Here is a 26,438-nt window from a genome sequence, read left to right on the forward strand (position 1 = left end):
GTTTCTGCCCCTGCCGGCCAGGCAGTCCGCTTTCTTTGCCTACTTTCTTTTCGGAAAAAAGAAAGTAGGTCGCTCCGGGGGAGCGAAAGCCGTTGACTTTGRAGTTGACTTTTAATTTGAAGCTTTGAAGATTTTAATCCTTGAAGTTGACTTTGAATCCAAATCCCTTGAATCAAATCACATCATATCAAACACCTAAAGACCAAAATCCACCCCCCCTTATCCCTCCACCGTCAACCCCGCCCCCAACCGCGCAGCCTTGATCACCGCCGCGTAGTCATCACCAGCCATGCCCTGCGCCGCAGCGCCCTGCAGCATCTGGCCGAGCAGCGCGGTCAGCGACAAGGGCACGCGCAGATCCGCACCGGCATCCAGGATCAGCCCTACGTCCTTGAGCATCTGGTCCACCGTGAAGGTGGGCGTGTAGTCATGCTCCACCAACTGCGCTGACTTGGCCTTGACGATGGGCGCGGCCACCGCACTGGCGGTGATCACCGACCACATGTCCTGCCACTTCAGGCCGCCCTTGGCGCCCAGCGTCAGCGCTTCGGCCAGCATGCCGGAGGTCAGGCCGATCATCAGGTTCACCACCAGCTTCATCAGGCGCGCCTGTTCCGCCTCGCCCAGGTAGAACTGGGCCGGCCCGAGCGCCGCCAGCAGGGGCCTGGCCTGTTCATAGGCGGCCTCTGGACCGGACACCAGCGCGGTGAGCTGGGCGGCTTCGGCCATCTTGTTGTTGCCGGACACTGTCACGCGCAGGTACCGGACATCGCGTTGCGCAAGCAGCGCCGCCACGCGCGCGGACGCCTGCGGCGACACCGTGCTGGTATCGATGTACAGCGTGCCCGGCGCCGCCAGTTCCGCCACCTGCGCGCCGACCGCCTCGAACGCCGCGTCGTGCGGCAGCGAGCTGAACAGGATGTCCTTGCCGCCGCATGCCTGCGCCAGCGACGCGGCCGTCTTCAGGCCGGCCTGGCGCGCTGCGTCCAGCACGGCGGGCGCCAGGTCGAAGCCGGTGACCTCATGTCCGGCCGCGGCCAGGTGGCGCGCCATGGGCAAACCCATCTTGCCGGTTCCGATAAAGCCGATTTGCATTGCTGTCTCCAGTGTGTGTCGTGCTGTGTTGTATGGCGCTGTGTTGCGCCGTGCTGGTTCGCCTGCGCGCCTCAGTCGGGGCGTGCGCCCTCGAAGGCCGCCTGCAGCAATTCGCGGATCGGCGCGCGCTCGATCGGGCGCGGATTCCAGTAAGGGTTGGCCAGCGCGATATCGGCGGCGCGGTCCAGGTCTTCGGCGCGCATGCCGATGTCGCGCAGCGCGGTCGGCGCACCGTGCCGCGCTGCGAGGTCGTACAGGGCGCGTGCCGCCGAAGTGTTGCCGCTGCCCAAGGCGCGGCGGATGCGCGCCATGGCTTCGGGCGCCGCACTGGCGTTATAGGCAATGGCGTGTGGCAGCACCACGGTATGGGTCTCGGCATGCGGCAGGTTGAAGCTGCCGCCGAGCGTGTGGCACAGCTTGTGATGCAGCGCCATGCCCACGCTGCCCAGCACCGTGCCGCACAGCCAGGCGCCGTAGAGGCAGTCGGCGCGCGCATCGAGATCGGCCGGGGCTTCGAAGATACGCGCAATGCCGCTGGCCAGCGCGCGGATGCCCTCCTCGGCCATCAGGGACGTGACCGGATTGGCATCCTCCGCATAAAGGCCTTCGGCGGCATGGGCGATCGCGTTCAGGCCGCTGGTCACGCTCAGCGCCACCGGCAGGCCGGTCGTCAGCACGGGATCGTAGATCACGGTGCGCGGCAGCACGCGCGCATCGCGTCCGGTCTTCTTCAGGCCGGCGTCGGTGATGCCGTAGATCGACGTCATCTCCGAGCCGGCATAGGTGGTGGGGATCGCCACGATGGGCAGGCCGGAGGTCAGCGCCACCGCCTTGCCCAGGCCGGTGGTGGACCCACCGCCCAGCGCGACCATGCAATCGGCGCCGACCGCCTGCGCGTGCGCAATGGCGGCGCGGGCCGATTCCAGCGGCACATGCATGACCGCGCCGTCGTAGACGCCGGCCGACAAGGGCCCGAGCTGTTCCGACACGCGCGTGGCCTCCGCCACCTGGTTCGGCGTGCACAGGACCAGCGCGCGGGTGGCGCCTAGCCGCCCGAGTTCGGCGGCGAGCTGGTCCAGCTTGCCGGCTCCGAACAGCACGCGCGTGGGCTGGCTTGCATAGACAAACGATATGGACATGATCTTGTCTTCCTCCGCATGGGTCGGGACCGCGCCCGCACCAATGTGTTTTATTTCGCACTTTGCGCTGCGCCTGCAGACAGGCCTGCGTCCGCGCAACATCTTTGTGCACGTTAGCCTTCCGCCTGCCGGAAAGAAATGCCCGAACGGGAAAACACTCTTGATGCCAGCGGAAGAATCGCCGGTCCGGCCGGATTGCCGGCCGCTCAGCCTCGATGCCGGGCGCTACGGGCGCCCGTCGTGTGCGTCCAGCCAGGCAGGCCGCGCCGGCGGGCACCGAGGCGTGTCGGACGATATGAGGATAGGCCGGCTTATGCCAGCCAGCCGTCCAGCAGCGCATTGACTTGCTCGTGCGCTTCGTACTGGACCCAGTGGCCGGCGCCGGGCACGATGCGCACCTGCCGCCGCGCGTCGCCCTGCGCCATGGCCTGCGCCGCCGCCATCGGTTCGGCGGTCACGTCGTGCTCGCCCCAGGCGAGCAGCACGTCGCCGCCAAAGCGGTCGAGCGCCTCGCGCAAGCCGCCCGCGCGCGAGATCGGCTTGCTGCGAAAGCGCGTATGCCTGCAAGACTCGGTATGCGCATGCAGCGCCATGGCGTCGATACGCGCGGGGTCGGCAATCATGAAGGCGGCGAGATTGTGGCACATGGCTTGCGCCAGCGCGCGCTCGTCCGGCGCCTTGCGCCAGTCCACCAGCGCCTGCTGCTGGCGCCGCACGCCAGCGTGCCCGGCCGAACCCAGCAAGGCCAGCCGGCCCACCGCGCCGGCCGAGGCCGTGACGTTGGCAGCGACGTTGGCGGCGACCAGCCCGCCAAAGGAAAAGCCGGCAAGGTCGAAGCCGTCCGCGCAGCCGGGCAATTGCGCGGCGGCGGCGGCCAGCGTGCCGGCAATGAGGGGCAGCTCGCTGGCAATGTCCCCCGATTCGCCGAAGCCCGGCATGTCGGGGGCCCATACGGTGCGCCGCGCGGCCAGTGCCTCGATATTGCGCACCCAGTGCAGCCAGCTGCCGTGCCCGCCATGCAGCAGGATCAGCGGACGCCCCTGGCCGAAGCGGCGCCACACCACGCGGCAGCCGCCGGCATCGGTGACCGTGCGGCCGGCCTGGCGTTCTAGAGCCGCGACCGCGGCCAGCGCGGCCGCGGTATCGGGTTGTGCCAAATGATCGAAATGATCGGGAACAGTGCCTTGCATCCGGATACCTGCGCGTGCGCGCGAGAAGTCGGCCGGCACCAGCTGCCGGCGAGCCAGGCAGCAGTGTAGCGCCACCCCCGCCGGTAGCCCGGCAGACAGGCACGCCCTCACGGCCCCAGCAGGTTCCCCACGCGGAATGCCCGCGCGCCGGAGACCCGGCCGATCTGGTCGCCCGGCTTCACGTAGCGCACCTCGCGGCCCATGTAGAAGACACCGTCGGTATGGCTGACGATGGTCTCGCGCGTGCCCTCCACCGGATCGACGATATCGAACAGGGGCTGCCCCGCCTTCACCTGCGCGCCCATCGGCGCGCGATAGACCAGCAGGCCCGCCGCGGGCGCCACGAACTGCTCGCTGCCGGCCAGCGGCGTTGCCGGCTGGAGCAGCGGCGGCAAGGGCGGCGCGTCGCCGTCGATCGCGCCGATATGGGTCAGGTAGTCGAGCAGCGCCTGCGTGTCCTGCTGCGCCAGGGCATCGGTCACGTCGCGCTGGCCGCGGTGCTCCACGGTCACGGCGATGCTGCCGTGGGGAATGGGAAAGCGCTTGCCGAATTCCTGCTGCAACTGCCACCAGGTGTAGCTGTGCGCTTCGTCGAAGGAGTGCGCGCCGGAATCGAGCGCCAGCAGGCTGGCGGTGGCGCCGAGATAGCGCGCCAGCGGCTCGACCTCCGGCCAGATCGCATCGCCGGTGTAGACATGCATGGCGGCCTCGCGCGAGCAGTGCAGGTCGAGCACGACGTCCGCATCGTGCGCCAGCAGCATCAGCGCGTGTTGCAAAGACTTGAAGGCATTGACGGCGGGGCGCGCCAGCAGCGCTTCGCGCCAGGCCGCGCGGATGGTACGCAGATTGTGCGCGCTGTCCTGCGTGAGCTTGCCCTCCACCGCCGCCGCAATGTCCTTGAACAGCATCGGGAAGCCGCGGTTGAAGTTATTGCCACTGGCCAGGTCGAAGCGGCCGATGAAACTGCCCAGCACCGCCTGGCCAAGCCCGAGCGGATTGGCGGCGCTGACCAGCACCACCTGCGCGCGCAGCCGGCCCTGCGCCTCCAGCTCGCGCAGGCGCGCCTTGAGCGTGACGGCCACCAGCATGGCGGGGATCTCGTCGGCGTGCAGGCCGGCCTGCAGGTAGATCTTGCGCCCGGCGGCAGCGTCGCCGAAATGGTGGCTGGTGAGCTGCAGGGCAAGCCCGGGCGCAGGGGAGATCAGGGGATGGATCTGGCTTTGCATGGTGTGTGTCTTCGCTAGTGGGTCTTGCCCTCGGGGGGCCTGGCTTAGTTGACGGGCTGCGCGAGCGGCGCGGCCCGCGGCGGTGCGGGCGGCACGCACGGGCTGGCGAGCTGCGCGAACAGGTCCTTGGGATCGGGCAGGCGCGGGATCAGCGCCGCGTCCTCGCCCAGCCCCAGCGCGATGGCCTGGTCGCGCAGGTAGCGCAGCGCCGAGTAATCTTCCAGCGCGAAACCGACCGAATCGAACACGGTGACCTCGCCCGCATCGCGCCGGCCCGGCACGCGGCCGGCCAGCACCGACCACAGCTCGGTGACGGGGAAATCGGCCGGCATCTGCTGCACGTCGCCCTCGATGCGGCTCTGCGGCTCGAACTCGACGAACACGCTGGCGCCACGCAGGATGTCCGGATGCAGCTCGGTCTTGCCGGGGCAATCGCCGCCCACGGCGTTCAGGTGCATGCCCGGCTCGATCATGCCGGGCGTGAGGATGGTGGCGAGCGCCTTGTCGGCGGTGACCGTGGTGACGATGTCGGCGCCGCGCACGGCTTCGGCCGTGCTGGCGCAGGCGCGCACTTCCAGCCCGGGCACATCGGCCAGGTTGCGGCGCAGCTTGGCGGTGGCGGCGGGATCGACGTCAAAGGCCTGGATGCGCCGGATGCCCAGCAGGTGATAGAAGGCCAGCGCCTGGAACTCGCTCTGCGCACCGTTGCCGACCAGCGCCATGGTGGTGGCGCCGGCCCGCGCGAGCTGGCTGGCGGCCACCGCGGACGTGGCCGCAGTGCGCAGCGCGGTGGTCAGGGTCAGCTCGCTGAGCAGGACCGGCTCACCGGTGTCCACGTCGGCCAGCACGCCGAAGGCCATCACGGTGGGCAGGCCGGCGCGGGTGTTGGCCGGGTGGCCGTTGACGTACTTGAAGCTGTAGAGGCGGGCATCGGCGATCGGCATCAGTTCGATCACGCCGAGCGCCGAATGCGTGGCCACACGGGCGGATTTGTCGAAGTCCTGCCAGCGCAGGAAATCCTCGCGGATATAGGCGGCCATGCCGCGCAGGGCGTGGCCGAGGCCGCGCTCGGCGACGATGCGCGATACGTGGCTGGGTGAAAGGAACAAGGTCATGTGGGTCTCCGGTGGAATTGGTGGGTGCATGTCGGCGCGCATGGGTGCGCCTTGGTGCGTATTGGCGCCTATGCGGAACACACCCATTCTTCCAGCCGGCAAAGCCAAAATGAAGTGGTTATTGTGTCAACAAAATACTATCATCGCATCAGAATGACCACAACGACTTTCGTTTCGACACATCGACCCATATGGACCCACATGGACGCCTTCGACCACCAACTGCTGGCGCTGCTGCGCGCCGACGCCCGCGCCAGCGTGGCCCTGCTCGCGCACCGGCTCGGCGTGGCGCGCACGACCATCACCAACCGCATGGCGCGGCTGGAAAAATCCGGGGTGATCGTGGGCTATACGGTGCAGCTGCGCCCCGAGGCGCGGCCGGATGCGATTGCCGCATGGATGAGCGTTGCCGTGGACGGCAACCAGACGCGCGAGGTGATCGCCACGCTGCTGGGGGAGCCCGGCATCGCGGCGCTGCATGACACCAATGGCAGGTGGGACCTGCTGGCCGAGGTGCGCGCCTCGACCCTGGAAGGACTGGCCAACGTGCTGGAACGCGTGCGGCTGATCAAGGGCATCAGCGCCACGGAAACCAGCATCCACCTGCAGAGCTACAAGCTCTCCTGACGCGCTCAGTCTTCGCCGGAGCGCACGCCCGACGTCAGCCTGCTGGCGACGTCCAGGTGCTTGCGCATCAGTTCGGCCGCGCCTTCGCGGTTGCCCGATTCGAGCGCGGCAAGAATGCCCAGGTGCTCGTGGCAGCTCACTTCCACGCGGCCGTGGCCGTGCTTCCAGTCGTAGTTGGACAGGCGCCGCAGCCGGTTCATGCGCCGGACTGCATCGGCGTAGAAACGGTTGCCGGAGGCCAGCGCCAGCCCTTCGTGGAAGGCCGCGTTGGTCTCGAAGAAGGCCACGCTGGAGGCCTCGGTCCACGGCTGCGTGAGAAAGGCGGAATGCTCGATGCGCATGCGCGCGGCCCATTCGGGCGACAGCGCAAACCCGGGCTCCAGGATGGCCGCCGGCTCGATCGCCATGCGGAAGCGGTAGCTCTCCAGCCGCGCCTCGTTGTACCAGGCCGAGTCCTGGAATTTCCAGCGGTAGCCCAGGCGGCGCTCGGCCAGGCCCAGGTCGGCCAGGCGCACCAGCGCCTGCTTGATGGTGGCGCGCGTCTCGCCGTAGCGCTCCATCAGGTCGCGCTCGGAAACCTCGTCGGGCAGGATCTCCCGCCGGCGGTCGTGCGCGATGCGCACCAGCAATTCATCCCCGCCTTCGCCGGCCGCCTCTGTCGGCGCCTCCAGCGGCGGATGCGCCAGCAGTTCCACCCCCTTGTTGCGGCGCCGCTGCACGAAACCCTGCGCCTCCAGGTGATCCAGCGCGGCGCGGATCGGTGTGCGCGACACGCCCAGGTGCTCGGCCAGGCGCTGCTCGTTGAGGCGGTCGCCGGCCTGCAGCGACTCGTCGCGAATCCACTGCGCAATGCGGTAGCCCAGCGCCAGGCGCACGCGTCCAGTCGACTCGGGGATCTCCGGTGAAGTATCCATTGATTTTTTTGTACTCACAAAATACACTATTTATAGCACACCTGACGGCACACTGCCGTGACGCCATCAAGACAGCGCGCCGTTACCGCCTTTATGCAGGCCTTTACGCAGACTTTCCGCAGACCCTTACGCAGACTTTCCGCAAGTTACGCAATTATTTGACGCCGAAAACGCTCCCATGACCAGCCATCCCGCTTCCCCGGACCAAACCGCCATCCATGACACCGTTCCCCACTGCCCGCTGATCGAAGTCAGCGGCGCGCCGCGCGAGCGTGGCCGGCAATACGGCGAACAGGCCGTCGTGCGCATCAAGCGCGGCATCGAGCACTATGCGCGACAACTCGAGAGCAACCAGCTGGGCTGGCCGGAGCTGCGCAAGATCGTGGCCACCTTCGAGCCCACCATTGCCGCGTTCGACCCGAACTATATCGAGGAAATGAAAGGCATCGCCGAAGGCGCGCAGGTGGAGTACGCCGCCGTGGTGATGCTCAACGCGCGCACCGAAGTGCTCAAGCTGGCCGACCGCATGCGCAACCAGCAGCCGGTGCCGCTGGACCCGGACGGCTGCACCGGCGTGCTGGCGCTGCCCGGCGCCACCGCCAGCGGCCGCGTGATCCACGCGCAGAACTGGGACTGGAAGGCGGAGTGCGCGGAATCGTCCGTGGTGCTGAAGGTCAGGCGCGACGACGGCCCCGATTTCCTGACCTTCACCGAAGCCGGCGCGCTGGCGCGCTCGGGCATGAACGCGGCCGGCATCTCGATCACGGCCAACTACCTGGAGTGCGAGCGGGATTACCGCACGCTGGGCGTGCCGCTGGCGCTGATCCGCCGCAAGGTGCTGGAGCAGCGGCGCCTGGCCTTTGCCATGCAGTCGGTGTACGTGACCGCCAAGTCCGCCGCCAACAATATGATGGTGGCGCACGCCGACGGCGTGGCCATCAACTTCGAATGCGCGCCCGATGAAACCTTCCAGGTGCTGCCCGAGCGCGGCGTGCTCGTGCATGCCAACCACTGGCTGAGCCCGGTGGCGCTGACCAAGCTGCGCGACCTGGGCATCCAGAAGATGCCGGATTCGCTGTACCGCGACGAGCGCGTGCGCCAGCTGGTGCAGCCGCATATCGGCAACATCACCGTGGACACCATCAAGCGCGCGCTGTTCGACGACTTCGAGACGCCGTATTCGGTTTGCCGCCCGCCGCGCCCGAACTCGAGCAACAACCTGTCGGCCACCGTGGCGATGATCGTGATGGAGCCGGAACTGGGCGTGATGGAAGTCTCGATGCTGCCGGCGCTGCACCCCACCTTCGCCACCTTCCGCCTGGATATGGAGATCCAGCGGAGCGGCGCCGCCGCCCCGGCCCACGCACGGGCAGTGGCGGCCTGACGCGGCGCGGAGGAGCCATGGAGACGAGACGAACCACCGCCGCGCGGCCGCTGACCCGGCTGCTGACGGCCATATCCACCCTGGCGGCATGCCTGGCGCTGGCCGCGCCGGGCCTGCACGCCCAGCCCGCGCAGGACACCCTGCGCATCCGCCTGAACGCCGACGTGCGCTCGACCGACCCGGGCGTGAACCGCGACGCCAACAGCGATGCGGTGGTCGCGCACATGCTCGAAGGCCTGGTCGCGTTCCGCGAAGACACCACCGTGGGGCCGCTGCTGGCGCAGAGCGTGACACCCTCGGCCGACGGCACCACCTACACCTTCGTGCTGCGCCCCGGGCTGAAATTCCACAACGGCGCGCCGGTCACGGCCGACGACGTGGTGTATTCGTGGAACCGCTACATGACGCCGGGCAACAACTGGCGCTGCCTGTCGGAGTTCGACGGGCGCGGCCAGGCCAAGGTGCTGAAGGTCGAAGCGAAGGACGCGTCTACCGTGGTCTACACGCTGGACCGCCCTTCCGCGCTGTTCCTCCAGACGCTCGCGCGTCCCGACTGCGGCGGCACCGGCATCTACCACCGCAGCTCCGTCGGCCCCGACGGCAAGTGGCGCGAGCCGGTCGGCACCGGGCCGTTCAGGTTCTCGGAGTGGAAGCGCGGCCAGTACATGGAACTGGTGCGCAACCCGTCCTACGCGGCGCTGCCCGGCAAGCGCGACGGCGCCACCGGCAACAAGACCGCCGAGGTGGGCAAGGTACGCTTCATCGTCATCCCCGACGTGGCGGCGGCCAAGGCCGCGCTTCTGTCGGGCGGCGTCGACATGATCTTCGACGTGGAAGACAACGACCTGCCCGAATACCGCAAGCGCCGCGACCTGGTGCTGGAGAGCGTGCCCACCATGGGCCTCAACGGCCTGCTGTTCCAGACCCGCGACCCGCTGCTCAAGGACGTGCGCATCCGCCGCGCGCTGGCGCTGTCGATGGATGTGCCCGAGATGGTCGGTGCCATCACCGAAGGCGGCTCGCAGCCCAGCCGCTCCGCCATCCCGCGCCCCAGCCCTTACTACGGCCGCGCGCAGGCCGGCATGCCGGGGCGCGACATCGAAGCCGCGCGCAAGCTGCTGGCCGAAGCGGGCTACCGTGGCCAGCCCATCAAGATCCTGACCACCAAGCGCTACAACTCGCTGTTCGACATGGCGGTGCTGACCCAGGCCATGGCCAGCGAGGCCGGCCTGCGCGTGGACGTGGAAGTGCTGGACTGGGCCACCCTGCTCGACCGCTATAACCGCGGCGACTACCAGGCCATGGCCTTCAGCTATTCCGCGCGGCTGGACGCGTCGCTGTCCTACGACATGATCATCGGCCCGAAGGACAAGCAGCCGCGCAAGGTGTGGGACACCGCCGACGCCATCCGCCTGCTCAACAACAGCATGAGCCTGTCGGACCGCACGCAGCGCCAGGCCATGTTCGACGGCCTCGACGCCCGCCTGCGCGAAGACGTGCCGGCAGTGTTCTTCTACTCGGAAATGCGCACCAGCGCCGCGCGCGATTACGTGAAGGGCTACAAGGGCTGGCCTCTGGGCCAGCCGCGTGCCTGGGGCGTGTCGATGGCGGGCCGCTGAGCGCCTGGCGGCGCGCTTGATGGCCCGCCTCACTGCACACTGTCAATAACCGGAGCCACCCCTTGTCTTCGTCCTTCCTGCTCTACCTGCTCAGGCGCGTGCTGTGGACGCTGCCCACGCTGCTGCTGGTGGCGGCGCTGGTATTCGTCCTGATGCGGCTGATCCCGGGCGACCCGGCCCAGCTCATCCTGGGCGATGCCGGCACGCCCGAGCAACTTGCCGACCTGCGCACCCAGTTCGGCCTCGACAAACCCATCCTGCTGCAGTTCGGCCTGTGGCTCTCGCATATGGCCAGCGGCGACCTGGGCCACTCGCTGAGCAGCGGCGAGGCCGTGCTGCCGCTGTTGCTCGAACGCTTCCAGGTCAGCGCCGCCATCGTGCTGGTGGCGGTGGGCGCGGCCACCGCGCTGGCCGTGCCGGCCGGGCTGATCGCCGCGTGGAAGCAGAACTCGCTGACCGATACGGTGATCGTGGCCGGCGCCACCTTCTTCCTGTCGATCCCCAGCTTCTGGCTGGGCCTGCTGTTGCTGCTGTTCGTCGGCCTCAAGCTGGGCTGGGTGCCGGTGGTGGGCTACGTCACCTTCAGCCAGGACTGGCGAGCCGCCGCAAGCTTCCTGGTGCTGCCCGTGGTGACCCTGACCCTGATCGAGATGGGCGTGCTCACCCGCATGGCGCGCTCCAGCGCGATCGAGACGCTGCGCCTGGAGTACGTGACCCACGCCCGCGCCAAGGGCCTGTCGGAGCTGCGCGTGCTGCTGCGCCACGTGCTGCCCAACGCCTTCGCCCCCACCTGGACCTTGATCGGGCTGGTGCTGGGCAACCTGCTGGGCGGCATCGCGGTGCTCGAAACCGTGTTCACGCTGCCCGGCCTGGGGCGGTTGCTGGTGGACGCGATCTTCGCGCGCGACTACCCCGTGGTGCAGGGCTGCCTGCTGTTTACCGCGGCTATCTACGTGCTGGTCAACCTGGTGGTGGACCTCTTCTATCCTCTGTTCGATCCGCGGGTCGCGACATCATGAAACTACGCACCAATGCACTGGTGGGCGGCCTGCTGGTGGCCTCGGTGACGGCGATGGCGCTGCTCTCCGTGGTCTGGACGCCCTACAACCCCCTGCGCCTGAACCTGCGCATGCGGCTCAAGCCGCCTTCCGGCCTGCACTGGCTGGGCACCGACGAGTTCGGGCGCGACATCCTCTCGCGCCTGCTGGCTGGCGCCGGCGCCAGCCTGATGGTGGCCGCGCTGACCGTGCTGGTGGCGCTGCTGCTGGGCACGCTGCTGGGGCTGGTGGCCGGCTATTTCCGCGGCAAGACCGACCGCCTGATGATGGTGATGAACGATGCGCTGCTCGCCTTCCCGGGCATCCTGCTGGCGCTCGGCATCATGGTCATCACCGGCGCCAACAAATACGGCATCGTGCTGGCGCTGGGGCTGGCCTACACGCCCACGGCGGTGCGGCTGGTGCGCGGCACCGTGCTGTCGCTGCGCGAGAAGGAATACGTGGAGGCCTCGCGCGTGATCGGCAACAGCGAGCTGACCACCATGCTGCGCCACATCCTGCCCAACTGCGCCGCGCCGCTGATGGTGCTGGGCACGTCGATGTTCGGCTGGGTCGTGCTGGCCGAAAGCGCGCTCAGCTTCCTCGGCCTGGGCGTGCCGCCGCCGGCGCCCACCTGGGGCAACATGCTGTCCTCCGGGCGCCCCTATATCGAATCCGCCGCATGGCTGGGCATTGCCCCGGGCGTGTGCATCGCGCTGACGCTGCTCGGCATCAACCTGCTGGGCGACGCACTGCGCGACTGGCTCGACCCCCGCATGGAGCAAGGATGAACTCCAGGATGAATCCCCCCACGCCTGACGAACGTCCGGCGCCCGGCCCCACGGCCGCCGCCGGCGACCAGGGCGCCCCGCTGCTGAGCGTGCGCGGCCTGACGCTGCGCAGCGCCGCCGGCGCGCGCATCCTCAACGGCATCTCCTTCGATATCGCCCAGGGCGAGGTGCTTGCGCTGGTGGGCGAATCCGGCAGCGGCAAGACCATGGCCGGGCGCGCCGTGATGCGGCTGCTGCCTTCGCAGGTGCGCCACACCGGCGGCACCATCACGCTTGCCGGCAACGATATCGCCGCCGTGCCGGACCGGACCATGCGCTCGCTGCGCGGGCAGGTGGCGGGCATGGTGTTCCAGGAGCCGATGGTCTCGCTCAACCCCGCCATGACGGTCGGCGCGCAATTGTGCGAAGGCCTGATGCTGCATGAGAAGATCCCGGCGCAGGCCGCGCGCGAGCGCGCCGTGGACATGCTGGCGCGCGTGCAGATCGCCGACCCGGAAGGCTGCATGGCGGCCTATCCGCATGTGTTCTCGGGCGGCATGCGCCAGCGCATCATGCTGGCCTCGGTGATGCTGCTCAAGCCGCGCCTGCTGATCGCCGACGAGCCCACCACCGCGCTGGACGCGCTCAGCCAGCGCGAAGTCATGCAGATCATGGCGGACCTCACCCGCACCAGCGGCACCGCCGTGCTTCTGGTCACGCACGACCTGCAACTGGTGGCGCACTACGCGGATTCGGTGCTGGTGCTCAAGCGCGGCGACCAGGTCGAGTCCGGCGCCGCCTGCGACGTGCTGCGCAATCCGCGCGAGGCCTATACGCGCAGCCTGATCGCCGCGCTGCCGCAGCGCGACGACAACCGCCCCGCCGTGGCCGACGCCCCGCCCGTGATCGAGGCGCGCAACGTCTCGATCGGCTATCCCGGCACCCAGCGCCTGTTCTCGCGCACCGCCGCCAAGCTGGCGGTGGACCAGGTCTCGCTGGCGATCCGGCCGGGCGAGGTGGTGGCGGTGGTGGGCGGCTCGGGCTCGGGCAAGACCACGCTGGGGCGCGCCATGATCGGCCTGCTGCCGCTCGAGGGCGGCGAGATCCGGTTCCGCGGGCAGCCGGTCGGCGCGGGCGACAGGCACGCCCGGCGCGAATTCCGCCTGGCCTGCCAGATGGTGTTCCAGGATCCGTACTCCTCGCTCGATCCGCGCCAGCGCATCGGCGAGATCGTGGCCGAGCCGCTCAACCACGGCGAGCCGCTGACCCGCGCGCAGCGCCGCGAGCGGGTCGACGCCATGCTGGCCGAAGTGGGCCTGGATGGATTGGGCGAGCGCTTTCCGCATGCGCTCTCGGGCGGCCAGCGCCAGCGCGTGGCGATTGCCCGCGCGTTGATCCGGCGGCCCGCGCTTGTGGTGGCGGACGAACCGGTCTCGGCGCTGGACATGACGATCCAGAAGCAAGTGCTGACGCTGTTCCGGCAACTGCAGGCGCAGCACGGCTTTGCCTGCTTCTTCGTCTCGCACAACCTGGCCGCGGTGTCCGAGGTGGCGGACCGCATCGTCGTCATGCACCAGGGGCGTATCGTCGAGCAGGGCAGCGTGGCCGATATCTTCGACCGGCCGCAGCACGCCTATACGCGGGCGCTGCTGGAGGCGGCTTATGTGGCGCCGGGGCAGCAGGCGCCGCTGTCGATGCAGGCCGGTGCGGCGGGCGCTGGCGCCGCTGGCCTGGCTGAGCGCCCGGCGAGCGTCAGCGCTTCGTAGCGGCGCCGGTCCTCTCCGCGCGCCTTCGCTCCCGCATACGGGAGCGGGGCCGGGGAGCGGAAAACCGCCGGACTAACGCCAGACCACCGCCACCGTCTGCGCCCCATGACACGCCGCATAGTTCTCGCAGCCGGCGCAAGCCGGTTCGGGACAGGGATGCAGGTCAAGCCGCAGGCATAGCGCATGGTAGAAGAACTTCTTCCACTTCATGTCCATGGTGTTGGCAGCGTATAGAGAGGGAAAGTASTCCTGCAGCAGGCGCGACACGTCGTGCCTGCCGGMCAGCCCCATGTCATGCCACAGATGCGAGCCGCCGAAGCAGCCGCTGGCCAGCGCGTGCGCAGCCCAGCGCATCTCGGGGCGGGCGGCCTCGCCGCAGGAAATGAGCATCTCCACCAGGTCGGGAAACTCGCAGGGCAGCGCCGCGGCATCCACGGGCGCGGACTCGGGTGCCCATCCCGCCTCCCGGGCGCCGGGAAAGCAGTGCCCGAGCATCTCCCAGAATTCGGCTTCCGCCAGGCCAAGCCATTGCGCGAAGCGGGGCAGCTTGCCGGCGTTGGCGCTTTCCAGCACCCCGGCCAGCGCGCGCGCCGCCGGCTCACCCGGGGAGAGTGAAAACGCATCGAGGATCAGTAAGGACTGGTTCACGGCACGGCCTTGTGAAGACGGACCCCGCACGCCAGGCAATCTGCGCGATCAGAGCGATCAGCAACCTGCGGCCACAGGCTGCCGGATGCGGTAGATGCAGTCGATGCGGAAGATGCGGTAGTCCAGTGACCGAAATATAGCGGCGTATATAACGACAGTCAAACCTGCCGCCACGGGTCTGGCGCTGCGCACTCCGCACGCGTTTCGCGGCTCAGTCCTGCCTTATCACCGCCGATCCACACCCATCACCGCCCATCCGCACGTATTACCGGAGCCAGCCGGAATCCAGGATCAGAGCGTCAGCTGGTCCAGGCCCTCGAACGGCACCGGCGCCGAGATGGCATAGCCCTGCAACAGGTCCGCGCCAAGCGACCTGGCCAGCGCCATATCCTCGTCGTTCTCCACCCCTTCGGCCACGGTCTGCAGTTCCAGCGCGCGTGCCAGCTCCATCGACAGCGACAGCAGCCGCCGCGCGCGTTCGGCATGGCGCGCCCGGTGCAGCATGGTCTTGTCGATCTTGACCTGCTTGAAGGGCAGCAGGCCCAGTGCCTGCAGCGAAGCGTAGCCGGCACCGAAATCGTCCTGCGAGATCACCATGCCGCGCGCCGACAATGCGCTGAGGTTTTCCAGCAGGCGCATCTCGCCCTCGCGGGACAACCGCGTCTGCTCCGTGAGCTCGAGCACCACGCGCGCGATATCCAGGCCGTGCGACATGCTCATGCGTAACATGGCCGGGATAAAGCCGGCGGCGGCCGCCGTGCACGGGTTGACGTTGAGCGAGAAGCGGCCGCAGTAGCATGGGAAGCGCGCCTGCACGCGCGCGCAGGCACGCAGGAAATGATCCAGCAGCAGGTTCTCCACGCCATGTCCGGCGAGGTTTTCCACGAACTTGTCCGGCGCGTGCACGCGGCCCTTGTCCGACCAGCGCGCCAGCACCTCGAGCCCGACGATGCCACCGTGCAGCGCACTGATCTGCGGCTGGAACACCGGATAGATATGCCCCAGCTCGATCGCGCCGACCAGATCGGCCCTGGAGAGCGCGAGCAGCTCGTCGCTCTGCAGGCTGCGCCCTTGCGCGTCCGTGTCCGCGTCCGGCTGCGCAAGCGTGGGCTGGGCCATCCTTTGCCGCAGCCGCGCCATGCGCTGGACCATGGCATCGTAGCGGCTGCCCTCCGTTGCCGCTGCGGGTGCGGATTGCGGCGGTGCTGCCGGCCAGGCGCCCGCCTCGCTACTGATTAACGCGATATGCAATTCAAGCTCCCGGAAGCCAATCCTTACTGCCATTCCCTGACCACGCCAATCTCGCCTTGGTTTTTGGTTTTTATTGTTCTTGTGGTTTTTTCTTGTTTTTATCGTTTTTATCGTTTTTCTTGTTCTTCGCGTTCACCTTCCGAACTGCAATACCACCGACCCCATTCTTTCAGTCCGCGGCCGGCTACGGGCGATTTCAGTTCCCCTCGTTAGCAGGACCACCCTCTAACGCAGGGTACTGCTGCAATGCAGCGAGGACCACAATGTATCTCAGCAAGACTGACCCCTTGCTAAACACTCAAGGGGTGCAGGGGCGCCCTGCACCTGCACCCCTCTTTTTCGCCGGCGGCAACGCCCGCGCGATACCACGCCGGCCTCACGGCGCGCTCCCCCCTCGGCATCAGAATCCCACACGCAAGCCAATCGAGCCGTAGCCGTAGTAACGGTCGAGCTTTCCTGCCGTTGCGGCGTTATAGAGGAACGGGATGGTGCCCACAAAGTTGTGCAGCGACGCCTGCCCGCGCAGGAACACTTCCACGTTCTTCACCACCGCGTACGACAGCTCCAGCCCCAGCGTGTGGTTCGAGCGGATCGGCGAATAGCCATAAGTGCTCGCGCGGTTGTCGACGTTGCTGCGCAGCAAATACTGGAACTGGTAGCCCAGCCGCGCGCTGAAGTTCTGGTACTTCCAGCGCCATGCGCCACCCAGGTTCAGGTAGCCCGCCACGTAGTTGAAATCGTCATTGAAATTCAGACCGTACTGCCCGGCGTCCGTGGAGAAGGAGGCCGACTGCAGGTTGGTATTGCCCACGCGGCATGGCGCGGCCAGCGCGCCGTTGGCAATATTGTCCGAGCCGATGGAGACATTGAACGTGCAGCCGCCCTGCTGCAGGCGCGTATTGATGCCGCCGATGGTGACGCGGCTGGCGCCCAGGCCAAAGAAGCCGGTCAGCTGGTTGCGCTCGGTGAGTTCGCCGGAAAAGATCACGTCTGCCTGGGCCTGGATATCGTTGGCGTCCTGGACCGTGATGCTGCTGAAGGTGGCGTTCCTGACCTTGAGCGCGGAAGAGCGGTCCAGGCTGCCGGCGCGGTCGCCCCACAGCGAGAAGCGCATCATGATGCGGTCACGCGCGCCGGGTTCGGCCAGCGGATCGTAATGCAAGGCCAGCATCCAGCTATCGATCTGGTTGTTGTCCGGACCGTAATCGATACCGCGCCGCCAGTAGGTCGCCGAGGCCGACCACTTCGGCGAGAACTTGTAGCCCAGCATGAGCCGCCCGCCGCGATAATCGCCGGCGTTGTCCGGCACGCTGCCCTGGCTCTCGCGCAGGTTGAAGACATCGACCGTGTGGTTGACCATGTCATAGCTGGCCTCCACACGCACGGTATTGAATTCGCCGGTGGCAGGCTCTGCCAGCATGAACACATCGTCTGGCGCCGCGCTGGCCGCGCCCGCGCATGACAAGCCCAGCAACAGGGCGCCGGCCTTGCCGAGCCGGCGCGTGGGATACAACACCATAGAGAGACTCCGAGGCCCGGGGAGCGTGCCTCATGCACGGCGCGCACCGGGTCGTGGCCCGGCGCGCTGCACGCAAAAAAAAGCCAGTCATCCGCCGCGGCGCCTGCCGGCGCGCGACGGATGACCGGGCATGCCCTCCCCGTGCGGGCGGAGGGCCTGGCTACGCACCGGTCAGGGGTTCAGCGTGACCGAGGTCTTGATGCCGTTGCCGCTGACGACTGCCGAGCCGGTCTGCACCGACTGGACCGAGGTCTTCTGCGGGCTGCCGCCGACCAGCGCACCCACGCTCACCGACTTGCCGCCCTGGCCCGCCACGGCAAACGTCACCGGGAAGGTGGTGGTTGCCTTCGGCGTGAGCGCATCGATCTGCGTCTGGCTCAGCGCCCCGGCGTTCTTGAGCTTGCCGAGGAAGGTGGTGAACGGCAGGTTCAGCGAGCCGCCGCTGGCGCTGTCGAACAGGTTGTCGGCCACGGCATTGGTCAGGCTGACATTGGCCGAGGTGGCACCCGAGATGCTGAACGAGTACGTCGTGTTGGCAGGCACCTGCACATTGGTCAGCGCCGAACCGCTGAAGGTCAGCGACACCTTCTCGATGATCACGTTCACGGTGCTGCCGTTGTAGGTGTAGCTCAGGCCGGCACGCACGTCAGCCGCACCACCGGCGAAGGCATCGCCGCTCTGCGACACCGCCACCTTGATCGAGCTGAGCGCGCCACCGCCGGTGACCGTGACCGCATCGCCGACCGGGAACGTCTGGCCGTTGATGGTCATGGTCGCCAGCTGGATGAAGTTGGTCGGCTTGACGGCATCGGTCACGGTGGTGATGACGGTGGAGACCACCGAGCCACCGAGGGCGGTCGCGGCGCTCTGGATCGCGCCGGCATTGCCCGTGGCCACGGCGTTGCCGAGCGTCTTCAGGTTGGCCGTGATGGATGCATCGACCAGCGCCGCGGGCGTGACCGCCGACATCAGGGTGCTCGTCGTGGTGGACTTGGCGCTATCGATCACCGCGTTGAGCGAGCCGCCCGACTGCAGTGCCGCCACCGTCGCGGCCGGATCGGTGCCCAGCACGATGGTGCCCAGTGCGGCGCTCACGTTGGCGACCTGGTTTGCGACGACGGGGCCGGCCAGCGCGCCCACGTTTGCCGCCACCGTATCGATGTTCGCCTGCAGGTTTGCCGGCAGGCCTGCCTTGGCGTTCTGCACTGCGGACGTCACCACCGACGTCACCAGCGTGGCGCTGCCCAGGTCAGCCGTGCCCGAGGCGGCGTTCACCGCGGTGGCCACCGCCTTGGCAGCTGCCGCAGCGGCATCGGCCGCGCTCAGCGTGCCGCCGCCCTTGGCCAGGCCCGTCAGCGTCTTGGCAACCTGGTCAATCAGTTGCTGCACCACCACGGCTGCCTTGAGCACCGCTGCGTCCTGCATCGGGTCCAGCGTGGCCAGGTCCTTGCCGGACAGGCCAAGCTTGGTAGCCAGCGCGGCGGCCTGGGTAGGCCCGAGCTGCGCCACCAGCGTGGTCAGCGGCGTGACCACCGGCGTCACGCCAGCCTTGTAGGTGACAGCGGGCGCCTGCAGCACGCCGGTGAACGGCTGCTTGGTACCGATGTCGGTACCGCCGGAGACTTTCAGCGCGCTCGTGCTGCAGCCAGCCGGGAAGGTGAAGTCGCCGGTTGCGCTGGTCGTTGCCGTCTGGTTTGCGCAATCGACAAAGGTCACGGTGGCGCCCGACAGGTAGAAGTCGACCGCCTTGCCGCTCACGGTAACCGCTGCCGGCGTGGATGGCGACGAAGAATCCGACCCGCCCCCGCACGCTACCAGCGCAACCGCGGCAGACGCCATGATGCCGAGGGTAAAGATATTCCTGAAATTGGTTTGCACGCTTCTCGCTCCTGAAATCAACACTTCAATACTTCGATGATGGTCTGTGGCCCAGCGCGCCGGACGACAGCAGCACGCCGTTGCCGGCGCCCTTCGCTGCCCTCTCCTGCTGCGCATCACGGATACCCTTGCTGGCTCTCGCAAGCGGATTCAGCAGCAACGGTCCGATGCTGCGTCTTGCCAGCACACTAGATAAACAATCCCAACTACCGTGTCACCCCTACTAGGCGGGGGAAAGCATTGGCTTGCACGCAAGGCGTTATCCGGGAGCCCGCGTGGCGTGATGGCGCGACCCTGCCGCAGCGGCCGCGCCACCTGCATCCATGCACCCGGGCCGGGCCATTGCGCTCGCTTCTGGCGCAACACGCAGGCGCGCGCAGGCAAGCACCAGCACATGCCGGTGCCCATGCACACGCCCGAGCCCCGCTACAGTGCAGATGCGGCAGCTACACCGGCTGCAGTACCTGCAGCGCCGGGAAATCATCCGGGTTGAGCCATCCCGCCACGTAGCGCCCCATGGCCTCGAGCAACACATCCGAGGTCAGTCCCGACGCGCCGGCCAGTGCCGGGCAGATGATCCAGGTGGTACCGTCGCGCTCCAGCACGCGCAGTGTCTTGGCCAGGTCGGCGGGCTGCAGGATGTAGTCGGCAGCGCGCGCATCCTCCAGCGCAAACGCCTGCACGTAGTCCGCGAGATGACGCTCACCAAGGCAGACCACCACCTTCGGCTTCCAGTGCCGGCGGATGCCATCGATGAAGCCGAAGCGCTGGCCGCTGCGGCACAGGTCAAGGTAGCGCTGCTTGGGCACCAGCGCAGGCTGCCCGCGGAACGCCTTCGACCACGGCGTCTGCCCGATCAGATGGGCCGGCAGCGGGAACAGGCTGAGCTTGAACTCCGCGCCACGCGGCGCGTAGAGAAGATGGTCGAAGTAATGCTTCCAGTCGCACTCGCTCGGCGCGCTCCCAAACGTGTGTGCGCGCGCGGCCGCCATGATCCTTGCGATCTTCTGGTGGGATTGCCAGCGTTCCATGCTGGCGCGGTGCTTGTCGCGGTATCCGGCATCCCAGGCGCCCGGCTGCTCGCGCGGCACCAGCGGCGCTACCAGCGACTCGACCCACGGGTGCGGCGTGCTGTCGCAAAACCACACCGCTGCCCCCGGATTTCCCCCTTCCATACCAACGTACGACGCGAAATACGCGTCCAACTGCTCACGCGAAAATACTGTCTTCTGCTCTATTTCCATGCCTCTACCGCTTGGTGGAGTTAAAGATGCCACACGCAGAGGCAATACACACCTGTACGAAAGGCAACGAGACGCCCCGAATGCATCGGCAAATCTCTAATAGAACCTGGAGACAACCCGCTGAATGGGGATGGACAACGCGCTGGAAATCCCGCGCCTCTCATCCCGCTTCGTATCGGAGACCTGCCAGCCCGACGCCACACCGGCCCCGACGGATTTGACCTTCCTGCAACCAATCTGGATCAGTCTTTCCCTTTGGAAGATGCTGTCCGGCGTCTTTGTCATGATGACCCGCGTGCCGCCGAACCCCGCCTTAAGGAAACCTGATCGCGTTTGCGCGAAACACTAACTAGGCGGACCGAGATTTTGCGCGAGAATCGAGCGATGCGCGCCCCCCTTTCGAGGGATTCGTTGCACTCTTGTTTCCCTTCTTGAGCGGGGTAACGCCCGATGCCGGCACAGGGCAAATTCGCGCGCGAAAAGCAATCCCATAAAAGCGGTAGGGTACGGCCACGGCGCGCACGGCCATTCTTCTATACAGTAGGGCAGGCGCACCGCTCCTCTTCTCTCAGGACGGCGCGGCAACCGTGTCCCCCCTGCCCCTCGCCCTTTCCTCCGCTAACGCATCGCCGCAGGCCAGCCGCCTGCAGCACAGCCGTTTCGAAGTCGGCGGGCCGGCGCACGCCAGCGCGAACCCCAATGTAAGCGGCCAGATACTCACTTGGCGGCAGCGCGTGGGTCATGTCATGGACCTGCATGTGAGCCGCGACAGCCTGATCGCCCCCTTTCACGGCGCCATCGACCGCTATCTGGTCGGCGACATGCTCTTCACCGACAGCCGTTGCGACGGCGTGACGCTGCAGCGCAGCCTCGCACGTATCTCAACCGATACGATGCGACACCATGTGCTACAGGTATTTGTGGAAGGCAGCGCCGGCGAGGTGGAGGGAATGCAACGCAACCCGGTGCCGCGCCACGGCGGGATCCTGCTCACCGATCTCGGCCAGCCTATCCAGATGCAGCGTGGCACCACGCGCGCGCTCTCGATCTTCGTGCCCCGCGCCATGATGGACACCGTCTTTGCTGAAGCCGAAGCCGCGCACGGGCGCATTGTCGAGACCGATACCCCGCTGACCCGCCTGGCGGTGGACCATGCCAGGATGCTCGAACGCGAGCTTCCCCGCATGGCGCCCGAAGCCGCCGCGGATGCCATGCAAATCGGTGTGGAACTGCTGGTCGCGGCGTTTCGCCGTGGCGCGAAGCTCGAAGGCAGCGCCAGGTCCGCGGCCCGCAGCGCCATGCTGGCGCGCGCACGCCGCCTGATCGACGCCGATCCCGGCGAGGCCGGCCTGTCCCCGGCAAACCTGCTGGCAAAGATGGAAATCTCGCGCCCGACCCTGTACCGGCTGTTCGAGGACGAGGGTGGTGTGCAGGCGTATATCCGCAAGAGCCGGCTGCGCGCCGCCGCCCTGGAGCTGGTGCGGTATCCGCGGCTTGCCGTCAACGACATCGCCTACGGCCTGGGCTTCAACAGCGCGTCTGATTTCACCCGCGCCTTTCGCCGCACGCTAGGCATGTCGCCCAGCGACCTGCGTGCCTACGCCACCGACGCCGGCAACACCGGGCTCAGGCAGGCCGCCCTGGCCCTCCAGGGCGAAGAATTCCGCCGGTGGCTGCACCGGCAGCAAGCCTGAGCCACACAGCGCACCCGCAGGGCCGCATCACGCCGCGAGGCGCAGAGCCGCCGGATCCGGCTGGCCAGGCGCGTCTGGCCGCGTCTGGAAGTCGGCCAGCGTCAGCCACTGGCTGATGAACCCGCCCATCGCATTCAGAAGGACATCCGAAGCCAGCCCGGCGGCACCCGCCACGGCCGGGCAGATCACCAGGTGCGTGCCCTGGTCTGCGTAGATCCGCAGGACCCTTGCCTGGTCGGCCGGCTGCAGCGTGTGCTCCGTATAGGGCAGGCCGCGCATGCCGAAGGCGTGGAGATAGTCACTTTCGTGGCGCTCGCCAAGGCATACCACCACCTTGGGCCGCGCGCGCCGGCGCATTGCCGCGATAAAGCGGAAGCGCGTGCCGGTGCGGCAAAGCGCCAGGTACTTGCCCTTGGGGTTCAGTTCCGCCTGTGCGCCGTGCAGCCGCTTCCAGGGCAGCCCGTTCTCGGCCCGCACCGACAAGGGAAACAAGCTCAGCTTGAAATCCCAACCGCGCGGCCGGTAAAGGTACTCCGCCAGGTAACGCTGCCAGTCGCCGCTATCGTCCCGCCCGAACAACACCATCTCCCGGGCCGCGGCCATGATGCGGGCAATGCGCTGGTGCGTCTGCCACTTAGCTATCTGCCGCGCGTGGCGCAGACGGAAATCCGCGTCCCAGGCCGGCACCGTGCGGCGCGGTGACAACGTCACCGGCAATGATTCCGCATCTGTCATCGGCATGTAATCGCAGAACCAGACTGCGCCCGCCAGATTGCCCCCCTCCATGCCCACATAAGACGCAAAGTAACTATCGAGCTGCTCACGCGTGAAGCCATTCCCATCCATTTCCATCTTTCCAACGGTTGGTCGCCTTGCAACGGGTACGAGGCGTGGATCAGTTCAGACCCACAGCATAGGCCGGCGCACGCGCATCGCTTGACCRTCTGTCTCACTTTTCCCCTCGTCGGATGGGAAAATTTTCAGCCTCGCAAGAGCCGCCGGCCGGCAATGACCGCGCCCGCGCAATCCCGCAGAGCCGGTGTAAGCAGCCGAATCACGCGCCACGCCACCTCTCCCCGGCTCCATCAATCCAAGCACCCCCTACCAAAGCAGGGATAAAAGATAAGGCGCAACGGATGACGCAGGTTATTTAAAAAAATCATATGACCCACTGTCAATGCAGACCGTGGCGAACCTTGCCGCGCGATACGGCAGCCCGCAAGCGCCGCGCGCAATAAGCGCCGACGATCCCCACTCTATCCCTTCTCACGCAGGGTACCCGGGATTCTCGCTGCACCGCATTATCCGCACCATCGTAAAGACGAAGTACACCGCGCGGCTTATGCCGGCGGGCAGAAACCAAGCGTTGCAATTCCAATGGGCAGTCCGCAAAGGACGCCGCAGGTGGCAAGGTCAGCCACCATCGCGCAGCCATGCCATGGGACCCGACTGCCGCGGAAGCAGTCCGCACGACTTTGCTTTGTCTTGCCGTGGCCAGCGCCGCGGCACTGTGCATGGCGCCGGCAACACCGGCCGCCCGCATAGCCAATTAACCGGCGGGGAGGAACAGTACGGTGCACAAGGTGCACCTGCTACGCGAACGCTTCGGGAGAAGTCATGGGAGTCTATCGCGACATGTTCGCCAGGCATCACGATCAGCTAGCGCTGATGGTGCGCCTGTTCGACATCGGGGCCATCTTGATCGCCGGCTACCTGGCGGCCGCACTACGCTTCGCGCCTGACCTCGGGCCAGCCGCGCCCGTTCACCAGTTCATCCAGTACTTTGCCTGCGCGGTGGCCTTCATCGTCATGCCGGCGTTCGACCTCTACGCCTCCTGGCGCGGCCGCAGCCTTGCCGCGATGGCCACGCGCGTGATCTCCGCCTGGACGCTGGTCTGGCTGATCAGCCTGCTGATGTGCTACTTCATTCATCAGGCAGACGCACTCTCGCGCCTGTGGATGGCCTACTGGTACGGCCTCTCCCTGGCTGGCCTGTTCATCGTCCACCTGGCCAGCCGCTCCGTGCTGGGCATCGTGCGCAGTGCCGGCGCCAACCACAAGCGCGTGCTGATCGTGGGCTACGGCCGCACCGGCCAGGAGATGTACCGCCGCGCCACCGTCAGCCACCGCACCGGCTACAAGGTCAGCGGCATCTACGCCCCCGAAGGCGAAGCCACGCCCGAAGGCCGCCCGCGCATCACCGACACCGCCGACATTGCCGAATTCTCACGCTCGCACGGCATTGACGAAGTCTGGCTCACCCTGCCCCTGAGCGAATCCCTGCAGATGCAGGAAATCGCCTTCTCCCTGCGCAACGACTTCATCGACATCAAGTGGATGCCCAGCGTGCTGGACTTCGACCTGCTCAACCACAAGCTCGGCAACTTCCTGGGCATGCCCGCGGTGGAAATGAACCGCCCGCCATCGCTAGGCGTGCGCGGCACCGTCAAGGCCATCTTCGACCGCGCCTTTGCCGCGCTGGTCCTCATCGCCCTTTCGCCGCTGTTCCTGCTGATCGGCATCCTGATCAAGCGCAGCTCGCCCGGCCCGGTCTTTTTCAAGCAAGAACGCCTGGGCCTGGACGGCCGCGAGATCCACGTCTACAAGTTCCGCAGCATGCAGGTACACGCCGAGCACGGCGTGGTCACCCAGGCCACCAAGGGCGACAACCGCATCACACCCATCGGCGCCTTCCTGCGCCGCACCAGCCTGGACGAGCTGCCCCAGTTCATCAACGTGCTGCGCGGCGAAATGAGCGTGGTAGGCCCCCGCCCGCACGCCATGGCGCACAACAACCTCTACAAAGAGCAGCTGGACTTCTACATGCTGCGTCACCGGGTCAAGCCCGGCATTACCGGCTGGGCCCAGATCAACGGCTACCGCGGCGAGACCGACACGCTGGACAAGATGGCCAAGCGCGTGGAGCACGACATCTTCTATATCCGAAACTGGTCATTCTGGATGGACCTGCGGATAATCTTCTTCACTGCTTTCAAAGGCTGGACGGGAAAAAATGCGTATTAGTCGATTCCGGTTCGCAGCCCTTCCTGGCACGTTGTGAGCAGTAGGATGTTCCGCATCAAGGACTCAGCCGTCGCACTGGGCTCGACGGTCACCGCGCAGCTACTCTTCTTCGCATGCGTTGCGGTGATCGCGCGCTCCTACGGCCCAGAGGCGCTTGGCGTCTTCAACGGCGACGTGGCGCTCGGAATGTTTCTCGGCACCATATTGGCATTCCGATACGAGTTGGCCTGCGTCAGCGACTCCCGTGCAATCTCGCTCACCTCGCTTCGACATGCTCTGACACTCGCCAGCGCGAGCACAATCGCATTAGGGATATTACTGTACTTTCTTTTCAGCAAGTACACGGTGGTCGTATTCGCAATGTCTTTCTTTGCGCAACAAGCCGTCGCCCACTATCTAAATTCCCTACGTCATTACGTAGCCATCGCTTTTCTCCGCGTCCTTGTTAACGCGCTCCTTCTAGCTTCGCTGATCACCGCGCCGAAAATATTTGGCTCTGTCGAGATCAACCCTTTTTATGAATTTGCGTTTGTCACGTTGACTCTTTCGACGGCCTCAGTATTTCTCATCCTATTTTTCAATAGGAAGTGTCGAAACACGATTTCTTTCTACCGTTTCATCCACGAAAATCTTCGTTTCGCCAGCTACACACTCCCCGCCACCCTGTTGGCTTCAGTCTCTCTCTATGCACTCTCGATCCTGGTGCCACGCTGGTTTGACGCCATAGCTGCTGGTTATTTCGCCGCCGCCTATCGCTTCGGCGCCTTCCCAGTATCACTCATCGCACAAAGCATTGGCGGCGTACTCCGCCGCGACGCGGTTTCTGCCGTGGCAAAGGGGGCGCCGCTGCTCACTGTCCTACGCCCATATGCGGCTATGCTCTCGATTCTGGCAGCCGCCTACGTCATTGCCGGAATTACACTCTATACGACGTTAGTCTCCCTCTTTCTCGGCGAGAAATGGCAGCACTCGGCAATCTACTTTCACGCCTTGATGCCGTTCTTCGCCCTTCAATTGATATACATACCGCTGTCGCAGGTCTTCCTGGCAACAAAATCTCAGCGCATCGACCTACTAATCCAGCTGGTTAGTGCAATAAGCCTCGCCAGCGCATTGATAATTTCAAAGATAAGTAAGTTCACGTTGCTGGGTACGTCGCTTGCATTCTCCATCGGTGGCTCGCTGGTTCTTCTTTTTGGACTTTTCGTTATCTTTAGAGTCTCAGCTGACTCACATCAAAAGAATCATTCAGAAATCACCGATGAATTGCAAGCAACGCTACGATAGTGAATTCTATT

At 66.5% G+C, this 26,438-nt stretch carries 22 protein-coding genes; 10 read left to right on the forward strand and 12 right to left on the reverse strand.

Features of this window, described 5'->3' with window-relative positions; translation table 11 throughout:
- Positions 1-219 precede the first annotated feature (219 nt).
- The 5 genes from AC1DK4_RS32805 to AC1DK4_RS32825 all read right to left on the reverse strand — a co-directional run bounded on the left by AC1DK4_RS32805 (position 220) and on the right by AC1DK4_RS32825 (position 5,765).
- Positions 220-1,095, reverse strand: a complete 876-nt coding sequence (locus tag AC1DK4_RS32805; RefSeq protein ID WP_441614194.1) for an NAD(P)-dependent oxidoreductase — start codon at positions 1,093-1,095, stop codon at positions 220-222.
- A 71-nt stretch (positions 1,096-1,166) separates the two neighbouring features.
- The gene (locus AC1DK4_RS32810) at positions 1,167-2,234 is read right to left on the reverse strand and encodes a maleylacetate reductase (protein ID WP_441614193.1); all 1,068 of its coding nucleotides are present in this window, start codon (positions 2,232-2,234) and stop codon (positions 1,167-1,169) included.
- Positions 2,235-2,545: 311 nt separating this feature from the next.
- Entirely contained in the window at positions 2,546-3,424 is an 879-nt protein-coding gene (locus tag AC1DK4_RS32815) for an alpha/beta fold hydrolase (RefSeq protein WP_441614192.1), read from the reverse strand.
- 107 nt (positions 3,425-3,531) lie between these two features.
- Positions 3,532-4,650, reverse strand: coding sequence for a succinylglutamate desuccinylase/aspartoacylase family protein (locus AC1DK4_RS32820; RefSeq protein ID WP_441614191.1), 1,119 nt, complete (start codon positions 4,648-4,650; stop codon positions 3,532-3,534).
- Positions 4,651-4,694: 44 nt separating this feature from the next.
- Positions 4,695-5,765, reverse strand: coding sequence for an ornithine cyclodeaminase (locus tag AC1DK4_RS32825; RefSeq protein WP_441614190.1), 1,071 nt, complete (start codon positions 5,763-5,765; stop codon positions 4,695-4,697).
- A 201-nt stretch (positions 5,766-5,966) separates the two neighbouring features.
- Between AC1DK4_RS32825 and AC1DK4_RS32830 the strand changes: the two genes are divergently transcribed.
- The gene (locus tag AC1DK4_RS32830; RefSeq protein ID WP_441614189.1) at positions 5,967-6,392 is read left to right on the forward strand and encodes an Lrp/AsnC family transcriptional regulator; all 426 of its coding nucleotides are present in this window, start codon (positions 5,967-5,969) and stop codon (positions 6,390-6,392) included.
- Positions 6,393-6,397: 5 nt separating this feature from the next.
- Here the strand turns inward: AC1DK4_RS32830 and AC1DK4_RS32835 are convergent, their stop codons facing one another.
- Positions 6,398-7,306, reverse strand: a complete 909-nt coding sequence (locus tag AC1DK4_RS32835) for a GntR family transcriptional regulator (RefSeq protein WP_441614188.1) — start codon at positions 7,304-7,306, stop codon at positions 6,398-6,400.
- 178 nt (positions 7,307-7,484) lie between these two features.
- On the opposite strand from AC1DK4_RS32835, the gene AC1DK4_RS32840 reads away from it, so the two are divergent.
- The 5 genes from AC1DK4_RS32840 to AC1DK4_RS32860 all read left to right on the forward strand — a co-directional run bounded on the left by AC1DK4_RS32840 (position 7,485) and on the right by AC1DK4_RS32860 (position 13,882).
- Positions 7,485-8,690, forward strand: a complete 1,206-nt coding sequence (locus AC1DK4_RS32840) for a C45 family autoproteolytic acyltransferase/hydolase (RefSeq protein WP_441643225.1) — start codon at positions 7,485-7,487, stop codon at positions 8,688-8,690.
- 17 nt (positions 8,691-8,707) lie between these two features.
- The gene (locus AC1DK4_RS32845; protein ID WP_441614186.1) at positions 8,708-10,309 is read left to right on the forward strand and encodes an ABC transporter substrate-binding protein; all 1,602 of its coding nucleotides are present in this window, start codon (positions 8,708-8,710) and stop codon (positions 10,307-10,309) included.
- Between the two features lie 62 nt (positions 10,310-10,371).
- Complete coding sequence (locus AC1DK4_RS32850; RefSeq protein WP_441614185.1) at positions 10,372-11,328, forward strand: ABC transporter permease; 957 nt, start codon at positions 10,372-10,374, stop codon at positions 11,326-11,328.
- Positions 11,325-12,137 (forward strand): ABC transporter permease, encoded by an 813-nt coding sequence (locus tag AC1DK4_RS32855; RefSeq protein WP_441643224.1) that lies wholly within the window; start codon positions 11,325-11,327, stop codon positions 12,135-12,137. The genes AC1DK4_RS32850 and AC1DK4_RS32855 overlap by 4 nt, the downstream gene beginning before the upstream one ends.
- A complete protein-coding gene (locus AC1DK4_RS32860; RefSeq protein WP_441614183.1) occupies positions 12,134-13,882 on the forward strand; it encodes a dipeptide ABC transporter ATP-binding protein in 1,749 nt (582 codons plus the stop codon). The genes AC1DK4_RS32855 and AC1DK4_RS32860 overlap by 4 nt, the downstream gene beginning before the upstream one ends.
- Positions 13,883-13,954: 72 nt before the next feature.
- On the opposite strand, the gene AC1DK4_RS32865 is transcribed toward AC1DK4_RS32860, so the two are convergent.
- From AC1DK4_RS32865 to AC1DK4_RS32885, 5 genes are all read right to left on the reverse strand, one after another.
- Entirely contained in the window at positions 13,955-14,530 is a 576-nt protein-coding gene (locus tag AC1DK4_RS32865; RefSeq protein ID WP_477132022.1) for a nitrogen fixation protein NifQ, read from the reverse strand.
- Positions 14,531-14,821: 291 nt separating this feature from the next.
- Positions 14,822-15,781, reverse strand: coding sequence for an EAL domain-containing protein (locus AC1DK4_RS32870; protein ID WP_441614181.1), 960 nt, complete (start codon positions 15,779-15,781; stop codon positions 14,822-14,824).
- A gap of 400 nt (positions 15,782-16,181) precedes the next feature.
- Positions 16,182-17,300, reverse strand: a complete 1,119-nt coding sequence (locus AC1DK4_RS32875) for a hypothetical protein (protein WP_441643223.1) — start codon at positions 17,298-17,300, stop codon at positions 16,182-16,184.
- Between the two features lie 171 nt (positions 17,301-17,471).
- Entirely contained in the window at positions 17,472-19,178 is a 1,707-nt protein-coding gene (locus AC1DK4_RS32880; RefSeq protein ID WP_441614179.1) for a hypothetical protein, read from the reverse strand.
- 446 nt (positions 19,179-19,624) lie between these two features.
- Positions 19,625-20,416 carry an XpsR family transcriptional regulator gene (locus AC1DK4_RS32885; protein ID WP_441614362.1) on the reverse strand — a complete coding sequence of 264 codons (792 nt, stop codon included), beginning with the start codon at positions 20,414-20,416 and terminating at the stop codon, positions 19,625-19,627.
- Between the two features lie 136 nt (positions 20,417-20,552).
- On the opposite strand from AC1DK4_RS32885, the gene AC1DK4_RS32890 reads away from it, so the two are divergent.
- Together AC1DK4_RS32890 and AC1DK4_RS32895 are read left to right on the forward strand one after the other, a co-directional pair.
- Positions 20,553-20,771, forward strand: coding sequence for a hypothetical protein (locus tag AC1DK4_RS32890; RefSeq protein ID WP_441614178.1), 219 nt, complete (start codon positions 20,553-20,555; stop codon positions 20,769-20,771).
- Positions 20,772-21,009: 238 nt separating this feature from the next.
- Complete coding sequence (locus AC1DK4_RS32895; RefSeq protein WP_441614177.1) at positions 21,010-22,116, forward strand: helix-turn-helix domain-containing protein; 1,107 nt, start codon at positions 21,010-21,012, stop codon at positions 22,114-22,116.
- A gap of 27 nt (positions 22,117-22,143) precedes the next feature.
- Here AC1DK4_RS32895 and AC1DK4_RS32900 read toward each other — a convergent pair whose 3' ends face one another.
- Complete coding sequence (locus tag AC1DK4_RS32900; protein ID WP_441614176.1) at positions 22,144-22,962, reverse strand: transcriptional regulator; 819 nt, start codon at positions 22,960-22,962, stop codon at positions 22,144-22,146.
- A 771-nt stretch (positions 22,963-23,733) separates the two neighbouring features.
- On the opposite strand from AC1DK4_RS32900, the gene AC1DK4_RS32905 reads away from it, so the two are divergent.
- Positions 23,734-25,140: an undecaprenyl-phosphate glucose phosphotransferase gene (locus tag AC1DK4_RS32905; protein WP_441614175.1), complete on the forward strand. Its 1,407-nt coding sequence runs from the start codon at positions 23,734-23,736 to the stop codon at positions 25,138-25,140.
- A 45-nt stretch (positions 25,141-25,185) separates the two neighbouring features.
- Positions 25,186-26,427: a lipopolysaccharide biosynthesis protein gene (locus AC1DK4_RS32910; RefSeq protein ID WP_441614174.1), complete on the forward strand. Its 1,242-nt coding sequence runs from the start codon at positions 25,186-25,188 to the stop codon at positions 26,425-26,427.
- The last annotated feature ends 11 nt before the right edge of the window (positions 26,428-26,438 follow it).

This window comes from Cupriavidus sp. 05N38 (genome assembly GCF_056397345.1).